The 11076-nt window shown below is 73.6% G+C and carries 11 protein-coding genes; 8 read left to right on the forward strand and 3 right to left on the reverse strand.

Translation table 11 applies throughout. The features are described 5' to 3' along the window. Positions 1-38: 38 nt before the first annotated feature. A complete protein-coding gene (locus tag BLR02_RS29880; protein ID WP_090665351.1) occupies positions 39-236 on the reverse strand; it encodes a hypothetical protein in 198 nt (65 codons plus the stop codon). 171 nt (positions 237-407) lie between these two features. Here BLR02_RS29880 and BLR02_RS30710 point away from each other — a divergent pair, with 171 nt between their 5' ends. Further along, a complete protein-coding gene (locus BLR02_RS30710; protein ID WP_245704988.1) occupies positions 408-965 on the forward strand; it encodes a hypothetical protein in 558 nt (185 codons plus the stop codon). A gap of 126 nt (positions 966-1091) precedes the next feature. On the opposite strand, the gene BLR02_RS29885 is transcribed toward BLR02_RS30710, so the two are convergent. Then, a complete protein-coding gene (locus BLR02_RS29885) occupies positions 1092-1247 on the reverse strand; it encodes a hypothetical protein (protein ID WP_176849865.1) in 156 nt (51 codons plus the stop codon). A gap of 401 nt (positions 1248-1648) precedes the next feature. Here BLR02_RS29885 and BLR02_RS27085 point away from each other — a divergent pair, with 401 nt between their 5' ends. Further along, the gene (locus BLR02_RS27085; RefSeq protein ID WP_090665354.1) at positions 1649-1942 is read left to right on the forward strand and encodes a hypothetical protein; all 294 of its coding nucleotides are present in this window, start codon (positions 1649-1651) and stop codon (positions 1940-1942) included. 160 nt (positions 1943-2102) lie between these two features. On the opposite strand, the gene BLR02_RS27090 is transcribed toward BLR02_RS27085, so the two are convergent. Further along, positions 2103-3740 carry a sigma-54 interaction domain-containing protein gene (locus BLR02_RS27090; protein WP_218128093.1) on the reverse strand — a complete coding sequence of 546 codons (1638 nt, stop codon included), beginning with the start codon at positions 3738-3740 and terminating at the stop codon, positions 2103-2105. Positions 3741-3941: 201 nt separating this feature from the next. On the opposite strand from BLR02_RS27090, the gene BLR02_RS27095 reads away from it, so the two are divergent. Genes BLR02_RS27095 through BLR02_RS27120 form a run of 6 tightly spaced genes read left to right on the forward strand, consistent with a single transcriptional unit; the run spans position 3942 to position 10917 of the window. Next, positions 3942-5213 (forward strand): CaiB/BaiF CoA transferase family protein, encoded by a 1272-nt coding sequence (locus BLR02_RS27095; RefSeq protein WP_090571655.1) that lies wholly within the window; start codon positions 3942-3944, stop codon positions 5211-5213. A gap of 3 nt (positions 5214-5216) precedes the next feature. Continuing rightward, positions 5217-6833 carry a class I adenylate-forming enzyme family protein gene (locus tag BLR02_RS27100; protein WP_090571658.1) on the forward strand — a complete coding sequence of 539 codons (1617 nt, stop codon included), beginning with the start codon at positions 5217-5219 and terminating at the stop codon, positions 6831-6833. A 37-nt stretch (positions 6834-6870) separates the two neighbouring features. Further along, a complete protein-coding gene (locus BLR02_RS27105; protein ID WP_245704989.1) occupies positions 6871-8103 on the forward strand; it encodes an ABC transporter substrate-binding protein in 1233 nt (410 codons plus the stop codon). After that, positions 8100-8816 (forward strand): SDR family NAD(P)-dependent oxidoreductase, encoded by a 717-nt coding sequence (locus BLR02_RS27110; protein WP_090665358.1) that lies wholly within the window; start codon positions 8100-8102, stop codon positions 8814-8816. The genes BLR02_RS27105 and BLR02_RS27110 overlap by 4 nt, the downstream gene beginning before the upstream one ends. Beyond that, positions 8813-9943, forward strand: a complete 1131-nt coding sequence (locus tag BLR02_RS27115; protein ID WP_090665355.1) for a CaiB/BaiF CoA transferase family protein — start codon at positions 8813-8815, stop codon at positions 9941-9943. The genes BLR02_RS27110 and BLR02_RS27115 overlap by 4 nt, the downstream gene beginning before the upstream one ends. Continuing rightward, entirely contained in the window at positions 9940-10917 is a 978-nt protein-coding gene (locus tag BLR02_RS27120) for a zinc-binding dehydrogenase (protein WP_090665356.1), read from the forward strand. The genes BLR02_RS27115 and BLR02_RS27120 overlap by 4 nt, the downstream gene beginning before the upstream one ends. The last annotated feature ends 159 nt before the right edge of the window (positions 10918-11076 follow it).

Raw genomic sequence — 11076 nt, forward strand, 5'->3', positions numbered from 1 at the left:
AAACTAACATTCACAGCGGACCACTCAATGGGGGCCGATCACTTGCGGGCAAAGTCGGCACCGAACTTGCGGCACCACTGCCTGATGCTCCCGTGGGTAACCGCTATGCCGCGTTCAGCGAGGATCAACTCCACGTCGCGCAGGCTCAGGCCGAAGACGTGGCAGAGCCACGCGGCATGGCTAATGATCCCAGCCGGGAAGCGGTAACCAGGGTAGCTCGCGGGCTCTGGCGTCATCTCACCAGCATGGCCCAGCCATTTCATTCCGGGAAGCGGAGGCCAAGTTGGCAATGCCGGACGGCGGTATCCGTCGGGAGCCGACCCTGCCCGAGCACGAGCAGATCGCACCGGAGTGAGGGCCGCCGCCCGAAAAGGAGTTCGTCTTCACGGAGGACGAGCAGGACGACGATGCCGCGCACACGCGTGCCCTCGCTGCGCGGGCACGCCGGGTCGCCCGCCAAGCGGCGCTCGATCCCGACGACAGCATTGCCCTCTGACCTGCCATGCGTACGAAGGCGACCTTCCGACTCCGCCCAATCTGATGCGCCGCCTCGCCGACTATGGGCACGGAAACGCGTCAGCCAAGCCGTCGTTGTCGAGGTCGCGCTCGAGAGCTACCTGTCGCCGGACGGCGCCGAGCGGCTCGAGGCGGCCCTGGCACGTCGACTTGATCGCCTGTCGCGCGCCAACGAACGGCTGGAACGCCACGTCACTATCGGCAACGAAGCCCTCGCGCTGTTCGTGAAGCACTGGCTCACTGCAGCACCTCCGCTGCCCGACACAGTGCCCGCTGCTGTAAGAGTGAAAGGTAAGGAGTGCTACGACGCATTCGTTGAGGCGCTGGGTCGAAGGCTGCAGAAAGGCCGTACACTCGCTCATGACATAGCGGCGGACATGGCCACGCCTGATAGAGAGCTGAACCCGGTTTCCTTGGACAGCCCTCTTTCCGCCCAGAGACCGGCATGATGAAGTCCGTCATGAACCAGATTGAACACGATGAGGCGGCTGCAGGGCTTGCATGGCGAGGGCGGGCGCAGGACGTCCGCGCTATCCACAGGCCAGGTTGCCCCGCCGCGGCAGGGCGCACCGCGGTCAGACCCGCTCGTCTTTGGCCCGCGTCCGGGCGTTGGTCGCAAGCGGGAGGTCCTGCTGCGGCTGCTGCGCGGCGAGGCTGATCCGGCCGACGGCCAACCCGCCGCCGCCGTGCAGCGCATCGGCGAGCTGAGCACGACGGTCGAGCTGCTGCACGCCAGGATCGAGCACCGCGGCCCTCTGCGCCGCGGGCGGTCGCGGTGATGGGCGAAGCAACTCGCCAGCGACCGGCCGGCGCTACGGCCTCGCGCTGTTCTGCCGGGTCTGGGAGGCGGCACGTTCCTCGCTCTACGCCGCCCCCTGCCAGCGGCCGACCGCACGGTTGCCGCAGCCCGAGGCCCGCCCGGTCGGACGCGGTGCGGCCATGCGCGCCGACCTCCCGCGTTCACCCTGGACCGGCGATGGAGCGATACTGCCACGCATGAGCGCTGCATCGTCACCACGGCGCTGGTCGCATTATGGGCGACCGCCGCGAGCCAGACCGCCATGGTCGCCGACGGCAAGGTCTGGCTGTTCGGTGTCGCTGAGCACCGGACGCCGAACTGCTCGGCTGGCATGTGGCCAAGCGCGGCACCCGCTACGAGGCCGTCCCGGCAGTCGGCATAGCGGCGCGCCAGTGGTTCGGCCGGCTCGGTTCCGGCGCCGCCCGCGGCTTCGCGCTCCGCCGTGCCCACGGCAGCAACTTCATGTCGGACGCCTTCGCGAAGCAGACCAGGTTCAGAGTCATGGCGCCGAGCCACGCCTTCGTCGCCCGCTACGACGCGGAGTGGCTGATCGAGAAGAACCGCCAAGACAGCCCAGACGCCACGCGTGCCGCCTGGAATGAGGAAACCTTCAGTCACGCCGGATAAAGCGACCCATTGTCCAGAAAACCGGGTGCGGTACAGGAGGGCGCCGGGTTCGACCCTTCCTGCCCGCCTCCGGCAGCAGTTCCTTGCGGCATGACCGCGCGGCTCCACTGCGGCTGGCGTGGCCCAACACCGCCGCCATCGATCTGGCCGCCGCCCGGCCTCACGCATCGATCTCGGCGAGCCGCTTGTAGAGATAGGTCCGCGAGATGCCGAGCTCCGCCGCGACACGCTTCTTGTTGCCGCGGTTGCGCAGCATCGCCTCGCGGATCTTCGCGCCTTCGAGCGCGGCCATGCTGTCCGCCAGGCGCGCGCCCCGCGGTTCCGCGGCCGGCGCCGGGCGCGCCGGGCCGGCGGTGACATCGGGGAAGGCGGCGGGGGTCAGCCGCTCGCCCTCGGCGAAGATCAGCGCGCGCTCGACCACGTGGCGCAGCTCACGCACATTGCCGGGCCAGTCGGCCTGGCGCAGCAGCGACTCCGCCGCCGGGTCGAGCTCGGGCTCAGGCCGCCGGTGGCGCTGCGCCAGTTCATGCAGGAAGTGGCGGGCGAGCAGCGGGATGTCCTCGCGCCGCTCGGCGAGGCCCGGCACCTCGATCACCACCGGGCTGATGCGGTAGAACAGGTCAAGCCGGAAGCGCCCCTCGGCCACCATGCGCTTGAGGTCGCAATGGGTGGCCGAGACCAGGCGGAAATCCACCGGCAGCGGCGCCTCGCCGCCGACCCGCTCGACCGTCCTTTCCTGTAGCACGCGCAGCAGCTTGGCCTGGGTCTCGGGCGGCATCTCGCCGATCTCGTCGAGCAGGATGGTGCCGCCGGCGGCCTGCTCGAAGCGGCCCTTGCGCCCCTTGCGGTCGGCCCCGGTGAAGGCGCCGGGCGCGTAGCCGAACAGTTCGCTCTCGACCAGGCTGGCCGGCAGCGCGGCGCCGTTGACCGCCACCAGCGCCGCGGCGCGGCGCGGGCTCAGCGCGTGCAGGGCGCGCGCGACCAGCTCCTTGCCGGTGCCGCTCTCGCCATGGATCAGCACCGGCACGTCGAGCGGGGCGAGCTTGGCGATGTCGCGCTTGAGCCGGAGGATCGCCGCGCTCTCGCCGACGATGTCGTCGAGGCTGCCGACCGCGTCGCCGCGCAGCGCCGCCGCCTCGCGGCGATAGAAATCCACCTCGCGCTGCAGCGCATTGACGTGGCGGGCCAGCGCCTCGACCTGCTGCGGCCCCTTGAACATCACCCGTCCGATGGCGCCGACCACGCGGCCCTCGCGCGCGATGGGGATGCGCGAGACCACCCGCTCGGCCCCGCGCATGCGCTGGATCTCGCCGATTTCCGGCTTGCCGGTGGCGAGCACCCGGTCGAGCCGGGTGTTCTCGATCACCTCGCGCACCGGGCGGCCGATGCCGCCGCCGCGGTCGAGGCCGAAGAAGGCCTCATGCACGGGCGAGATGTAGGCGACCCGCGCCCGGTCATCGACCACCGTCATGGCGTCGAAGGCGTCGGTGACGACGTGCTCGATGATGTCCCAGGCGAAATCCACCGCGGCGACGAACTCCAGCACCGCATCGCCCGGCGCTTCGCTGAACACGACCAGGTCGGCCTCGTCCAGCGGCATCAGCAGCACCAGGAAGCGGCCGCGCGGAGTGGCCAGGGTGGCGAGCCGGCGCCCCCGCAGCGCCGCCATCCATTCCGGGTCGGCGAGGCAGGCCGCCACCTCGCGCGAGCGCGCGAGGCCGTGGGCGGCGATCCGTCCGCCATGCTCGACGATGGCGGCGCCGCATCCTGGCGACGCGACCGGCTGCGTTCGCGGCATGGCGTTTCTTCCCCCCATGAGTGTCCTTGCCATGGACACTAGGCCGGCGCGACTGTCCGCGCCAAGGGCTGGGGCGGCGGCGCGATGGTGGGCCTCCGCCGGGCCGGGGCGCTGGCACGTCGGATGCAACCCCGGGCGCCCGGTGCGGCCCGTCGGCGCGGCGCCGGCCGTCGCGGCATCGCGGCATGAGGAGGATCGCCCATGGACCAGGCCGACGAGGCCGCCACCCCCGGACACGACGCCCCGCCCGGCGCCGCGCTGCCGCTGCTCGCCGCCGGGGCGGGCGCCTTCGACCTGCTCGACGGGGTGCGGGTGCTCGACCTCACCACCTCGATCGCCGGGCCTTATGCGGGGATGCTGCTCGGCGACCTCGGCGCCGAGGTGGTGAAGGTGGAGCGGCCCGGCGCCGGCGACGACGCGCGCGCCTGGGGCCCGCCCTTCCTCGACGGCGAATCGCTGTGGTTCGTCGCCGTCAACCGCAACAAGCGCAGCGTCACCCTCGACATCACCTCCGCCGCCGGGGCGGAGGTGCTGCGCGGCCTGATCGGGCAGGCCGACGTGCTGCTGGTCAACCAGCCGGCGCGCAGCCTCGCCAAGCTCGGCCTTGCGCCCGAGCAGCTGCGCGCGGCGCGGCCGGAGCTGATCCATGTCTCGATCACCGGCTTCGGCCTGACCGGGGAACGCGCCGACCATGCCGGCTACGACCTGATCGCCGAGGGCTATTCCGGCGTCATGGACCTGACCGGCACGCCCGAGAGCGAGCCGCAGAAGGTGGGCGCGCCGACGGCCGACATGCTGGCCGGCCAGGACGCCGCCATGGCGGCGATGGCGGCGCTGTTCGCGCGCGCGCACACCGGGCGCGGGCGCAGCATCGACATCGCGCTGACCGACAGCATGACCCGCTTCCTCACCTGCCGCATCGTCCCCTTTCTGGGGTCGGGGGAGGTGCCGCGCCGCTCGGGCGGGCGGGACAGCGTCATCGCCATCTACCAGGCCTTCGAGACGGCGGACGAGCCGATCACCCTCGGCCTCGGCAATGACGGCGTCTGGCGCCGCTTCTGGGAGGCGGTGGGCCGGCCGGAGCGCGGGCGGGATCCGAGCCATGGCAGCAACGCGCTGCGCCGCGCCCATCGCGCCGCGATCGTCGCCGACATCCAGGATATCCTGCGCGGCCGTCCGCGCGCCGAATGGCTTGCCGCCTTCGCCGCCGCGCGGGTGCCGGCGGGGCCGATCAACCGGGTGGACCAGGTGGTGGCCGACCCGGCGCTGATCGCGCGCGGCCTGTTCTACCAGGTCGAGGCGCAGGGCACGGCGATGCCGCAGGTCGGCACCGGCATCCTGCTCGACGGCGCGGCGAACCGGCCGCGGCTGCCGCCGCCGCGCCTTGGCGCCGACACCGCGGCGGTGCTCGGGGAATGGCTCGGGCTCGACGCGGCGCGGGTCGCGGCGCTGAAGGCGGAAGGGGCGCTGTAGCCGATGCGGCCCTTCCTCACCCTGCATCATCCGGCCGCCGCGCGGGCGCATTACGAGGCCGGGCTGTGGCGGCGGGAGACGCTCTACGGCCTGCTCGCCGCCCATGCCGAGGCGCGGCCCGAGGCCCCCGCGGCGCGCGACGGCACGCGCACCCTGGGCTGGCGCGCGCTGCGCGACTGGGTGGACGGGGTGGCGGCGCATCTGGACGGGGCGCTCCGCATCGGCGCGGGGGAACGGGTGGCGATCTGGGCCGGCAACCGGCTGGAGACGCTGGTGCTGTTCCTCGCCTGCGCGCGGCAGGGCATCGCCTGCAACCCCTCGCTGCACCGCACCTACACGGCCGATGAGATCCCGCCGCTGCTCGCCGCGCTCTCCGCCCGCGCCCTGCTGAGCGAGCCGGGCTGGGGCGCCGACCGGCTGGCCGACCCGGCGGCGCGCTTCGGCGCCCTGCCCGGGCTGGCCGCGGTGCTGACGCCCGCCGGCTTCCCCGGCCCCGGCGCTGCGCCGGGCCCGGCGGTGGCCGACCCCGACAAGGTCGCCTATCTCGCCTTCACCTCCGGCACCACCGGCACGCCGAAATGCGTCATGCATTCGGACAACACGCTGCTCGCCAATGCCCGCGACCTGGTGCGGGACTGGGGGCATGGGCCGGACAGCGTCATCCTCACCCTGTCGCCGCTGTCGCACCACATCGCCTGGGTGGCGGTGGCGCAATGGCTGGTCGCCGGCGCGCTGCTGGTCACCGACGACCCGCCGGCGGGCACCGGGCGGCTCGACTGGATCCTCGGCAACCGCGCGACCTATGTGCTCGGCGTGCCGACCCATGCGATGGACGTGCTGGCGGCGGCGGGCGAACGCGGCCTCGATGCGCTCGGCGCGGTGCGCTGCTTCTACATGGCCGGGGCGCCGATCCCGCCGGCGGTGGCCGAGGCCTTCGTGCGGCTCGGCGTGCGGCCGCAGAACGTCTATGGCATGACCGAGAACTCCTCGCACCACTACACCCACCCCGACGACCCGACCGAGGTGATCGTCGAGACCTGCGGGCGCGGCGGCCGCGCCTACACGATCGGCCTGTTCGACCCGGCCGATCCGGACCGCCCCGCGGCACCTGGCGAGATCGGCGAGATCGGCGGCCGCGGGGCGGCGCTGATGCTCGGCTATTTCGGCAACCAGGCGGCGACCGAGGCGAGCTTCAACCGCGAGGGCTGGTTCCTCTCGGGCGATCTCGGCATGATCGACGCGCGCGGCAACCTGCGCGTGGTCGGGCGCAGCAAGGACCTCATCATCCGCGGCGGGCACAACATCCATCCCGCGCGCATCGAGGCGTTGGCGCTGCGCCACCCGGCGGTGGCGCGCGCCGCCGCCTTCCCGGTGCCCGACGAGCGGCTGGGCGAGCGCGTCTGCCTCGCCGTCATCGGCGAGATCGGGGCCGAGGCGCTGCTCGCGCATCTCGCCGCCGAGGGGCTGTCGCGCTATGACATGCCGGAATGGTTCCTGCGGCTCGACGCCTTTCCCCTGACCGCGAGCGGCAAGGTGCTGAAGCGGGAACTGGCGGCGATGGCCAGGGCCGGCACGCTGCGGCCCGAGCCGGTGCGCCGCGCCGGCGCGGGCGAAGCATGAACCGCCGCGCGACGGCGGAACGAAGGAGGGAGCGACCATGACCATGAGGCATGTCACAAGGCGCGCGGCGCTGGCGGCCGGCGGGCTGGCGGCGCTGGGCGCGCCGGCGCTGCGGGCGCAGGGCGCGGTGTCGGACGGCGTGGTGAAGCTCGGCGTGCTGGACGACATGTCCGGCGTCTTCGCCGACCAGCAGGGCATGGGCGATGTCGTCTCGGCGCGCATGGCGATCGAGGATTTCGGCGGCCGCGTGCTCGGCGCGCCGATCGAGCTGATCCATGGCGACCTGCAGAACCGGGCCGATGTCGGGCTCGGCATCGCCCGGCGCTGGTACGACCAGGAGAAGGTGGACGCCATCTTCGGCATCGGCAATTCCGCCGTCGCGCTGGCGGTCCAGCCGCTGGCCCAGGAGAAGCGGCGCATCGCGATCGCCACCGCGCCCGGCACCACCGATCTGACCGGCAGGGCCTGCGCGCCGCTCGGCGTGCAATGGACCTACGACAACTACGCCCTGGCCAAGGGCACGGTGACGCCGCTGGTGCGCGGCGGCGGGCGGAAGTGGTTCTTCATCACCTCCGACTACGCCTTCGGCCATTCGCTCGAGCAGAACGCCGCCGAGCTCGTCCGCCGCCTGGGCGGGGAGGTGACGGGCGCGGTGCGCGCCCCGCTGGGGGAGACGGACTATTCCTCCCACCTGCTGCGCGCCGCCGCCTCGGAGGCGAATGTGGTGGGCATCGCGGCGGCGGGGCTCGACCTCGTCAACATCGTCAAGCAGATGGGCGAGTTCGGGCTGGCGCGGCGCGGCATCCAGCCGGCGGCGCTGCTCTGCCTGCTGACCAACGTCCGGGCGATGGGGCTGCAGACGGCGCAGGGGCTGGTCTTCACCGAGGCCTATTACTGGGACCAGAATGACGAGACGCGCGCCTTCGCCCGCCGCTTCGAGGCCATCCACGGCCGCCCGCCGACCATGATGCAGGCGAGCGTCTGGGGCGCGGTGACGCACTACCTCAACGCCATCCGCGACGCCGGCACCGATGCCGCCGAGCCGGTGATGGCGCGCATGCGCGCCACGCCCATCAACGACTTCATGACCCGCAACGGCCGCATCCGCGAGGATGGGCGCGTCATCCGCGACATGTACCTGCTGCGCGCCAAGCGCCCGCAGGACAGCCGCGGCGAATGGGACCTGCTCGAGGTGGCCGGCACGATCCCCGGCGAGGAGGCCTATCGCCCGCTCGCCGAGAGCGAGTGCCCGCTGGTGCGCCGCACATGAGCGCGCCGACGCGCGGCGCCGTCGTCGTCACCGGGGCGAGCCGCGGCATCGGCGCCGCCATCGCCGCCGACCTCGCCGGGCGCGGCTTCCGCGTCGTCGGGCTGTCGCGCAGCGGCGTCTGCGCCTCGGGCTTCGGCATCGCCTGCGACGTGACCGAGGAGGAGGCGCTGCGCGCCGCCTTCGCCCGCGCCGCCGAGGAAGGGCCGGTGGTCGGCCTGGTCAACAATGCCGGCGCCGTCCATCACCGCCGCAGCGCCCGGCTGACCACCGCGGAGTTCGAGGCGGTGATGCGCCTCGACGCCACCGCGGTGATGGTCGGCTGCCGCGAGATCCGCCCCCATCTCATTGCCGCCGGGGGCGGGCTGATCGTCAATATCGGCTCCTTCTACGCCCGGCTCGGCGTGCCGGGCGCGCTCGCCTATTGCGCCGCCAAGGCGGCGGTCGGGGCGATCACCCGCTGCCTCGCGGTGGAATGGGCGCCCGAGGGCATCCGCGCCCTGTGCGTCGCCCCCGGCTACATCGAGACCGACCTCAACCGCGAGGCCCTGGCCGGGCAGGAGTTGCACGAGCGGCTGATGACGCGCATTCCGCTGCGGCGCTACGGCCGCGCCGAGGAGGTCGGCCGGCTGGTCGGCACGCTGTTCGAGGGAGGCATGGACTTCATGACCGGCACGACGCTGACCATCGACGGCGCGCACGGGATCGCCGAATGAGCGCCGCCGCCGGGCCGCTCGCCGGGCTGCTGGTGCTCGATTTCGCGACCCTGCTGCCGGGGCCGCTGGCGACGCTGATCCTGGCCGAGGCGGGGGCCGAGGTGGTCAAGGTCGAACGCCCCGGCACGGGCGACGAGATGCGCGGCTACCAGCCGGCCTGGGGGGCGGATTCGGCCAATTTCGCCCTGCTCAACCGCGGCAAGCGCAGCGTCGCGCTCGACCTCAAGGACCCCGCGCAGCGCGCGCGGCTCGATCCGCTGATCGAGCGCGCCGACATCCTGGTCGAGCAGTTCCGCCCCGGCGTGATGGAGCGCCTCGGCCTCGGCCCCGGGCAGGTGATGGCGCGCAACCCGCGGCTGATCTGGTGCTCGATCACCGGCTACGGGCAGAGCGGGCCGAAGCGCGACGCGGCGGGGCACGACCTCAACTACATCGGCGATGCCGGGCTGCTCTCGCTGGGCTTCGGCGACGCCGCGCGGCCGGTGGTGCCGCCGGCGCTGATCGCCGACATCGCCGGCGGCGCCTATCCGGCGGTGATGAACATCCTGATGGCGCTGCACGCCCGCCAGGCGACCGGACGGGGCCAGCGGCTCGACATCGCCATGACCGACAACCTGTTTCCCTTCCTCTACTGGGCGATGGGGCAGGGCTTCGCCACCGGGCGCTGGCCCGGCAATGGCGACGGGCTGGTGACCGGCGGCACGCCGCGCTACCGGCTCTATCCGACCGCCGATGGCCGGGTGCTCGCCGCCGCGCCGATCGAGGACCGCTTCTGGGCCGTGTTCTGCGACATCATCGGGCTGGAGCCGCAATGCCGCGACGATGCGCGCGACCCCGCCGGCACCGCGGCGCGGGTGGCCGCACTGGTGGCGGCGCGCGACGCCGATGCCTGGCGCGCCGCGATCGCCGGGCGCGACTGCTGCTGCAGCATCGTCGCCACCGTGGAGGAAGCCATGAACGACCCGCATTTCGCCGCGCGCGGGCTGTTCGGCCACCGCCTCGCCAATGCCGAGGGGCAGCAGATGCCGGCGCTGCCGGTGCCGCTCGCCCCGGCGCTGCGCTGCCCGCCGGGCATCCGCCCCGCCCCGGCGCTCGGCGCCGACAACGCCGCGGTGCTCGCGCCATGAAGGCGGCGCTGCTGACCGACTACGCCGGCCCCGAGGTGATCGTCTTGCGCGAGCTGCCCGAGCCGGTGCCGGCCGAGGGCGAGGTGCTGCTGGGCTTCGAGGCGGCCGAGGTGAACTACCCCGACGCGCTGGTGGTGAGCGGGCGCTACCAGACGCGCCCGCCGCTGCCCTTCATCCCCGGCAAGACCATCGTCGGGCGGGTGCTGGATGCGCGCGGCGCGGCGGCCCCGGCGCGCGGGGCGCGGGTGATCGCGCATGTCGAATACGGCGCCTTCGCCGAGCGCGTGGCGCTGCCCGCCGCCGCCTGCCTGCCGGTGCCCCAGGGGATCGGCGCGGCGGATGCGGCCGCCCTCGGGCTCAACTACCAGACCGCGCATTTCGCGCTGGCCGCGCGCGGCGGCCTCGCGGCGGGGGAAAACGTGCTGGTGCTCGGCGCCTCGGGCGCGGTGGGCGCGGCGGCGCTGCAACTGGCCCGCCCGCTCGGCGCCGCGCGGGTGCTGGCCGGCATCCGCAGCGAGGCGGCGGCCGCCGCCGCCCTGGCCGATGGCGCCGATGCCGCGCTGCGGCTCGACCAGGGGGCGGAATTGCGCGAGCAGGTGGCGGCGGCGACCGGCGGGCGCGGGGTGGATGTGGTGATCGACCCGCTGGGCGATGCCCTCACCGCCGCCGCGCTGCGCTGCCTCGCCCCCTGCGGGCGGCTGGTGGTGGTCGGCTTCGCCGCGGGGGAGATCCCGCAGATCCGCAGCAACTACCTGCTGGTCAAGAATGTCGGCGTGCTCGGCCTGAACTGGGCCGACCACCGCGACCGCGAGCCGGCCCGCGTGGCGGCGGCGCAGGCGGCGATCTTCGCGCTGTTCCTGGAAGGGCGGCTGCGGCCGCGCATCCATCGGCGCCTGCCGCTTGCCGCGGCGGCCGAGGCGCTGGGCCTCGTCGCGCGCGGGGGCCTGCCCGGGCGGGTGCTGCTGGAAGGCTGATCCCCGCCCCGGCCGGAAGGGGCCGCACCCCTCCCCGCCAGGCGCGGTTCAGCCGAGCGTGGCGCTCGCCTGCATGGCGATGCCGCCATCCGGGCCCACCGCCCAGACCTCGGCGCCCTCGGCGGTCGGCCGGCCGATCACGGTGAAGGGCGCGGTGTC

The organism is Belnapia rosea (assembly GCF_900101615.1).
GTDB lineage: Bacteria > Pseudomonadota > Alphaproteobacteria > Acetobacterales > Acetobacteraceae > Belnapia > Belnapia rosea.

Coding starts and splice junctions, on each gene's coding strand:
- BLR02_RS29880 (WP_090665351.1), bottom strand. CDS start 236: ATGACGCCAGAGCCCGCGAGCTACCCTGGTTACCGCTTCCCGGCTGGG.
- BLR02_RS27110 (WP_090665358.1), top strand. CDS start 8,100: ATGAGCGCGCCGACGCGCGGCGCCGTCGTCGTCACCGGGGCGAGCCGC.
- BLR02_RS27095 (WP_090571655.1), top strand. CDS start 3,942: ATGGACCAGGCCGACGAGGCCGCCACCCCCGGACACGACGCCCCGCCC.
- BLR02_RS27100 (WP_090571658.1), top strand. CDS start 5,217: ATGCGGCCCTTCCTCACCCTGCATCATCCGGCCGCCGCGCGGGCGCAT.
- BLR02_RS27090 (WP_218128093.1), bottom strand. CDS start 3,740: ATGCCGCGAACGCAGCCGGTCGCGTCGCCAGGATGCGGCGCCGCCATC.
- BLR02_RS27115 (WP_090665355.1), top strand. CDS start 8,813: ATGAGCGCCGCCGCCGGGCCGCTCGCCGGGCTGCTGGTGCTCGATTTC.
- BLR02_RS27105 (WP_245704989.1), top strand. CDS start 6,871: ATGACCATGAGGCATGTCACAAGGCGCGCGGCGCTGGCGGCCGGCGGG.
- BLR02_RS30710 (WP_245704988.1), top strand. CDS start 408: ATGCCGCGCACACGCGTGCCCTCGCTGCGCGGGCACGCCGGGTCGCCC.
- BLR02_RS27120 (WP_090665356.1), top strand. CDS start 9,940: ATGAAGGCGGCGCTGCTGACCGACTACGCCGGCCCCGAGGTGATCGTC.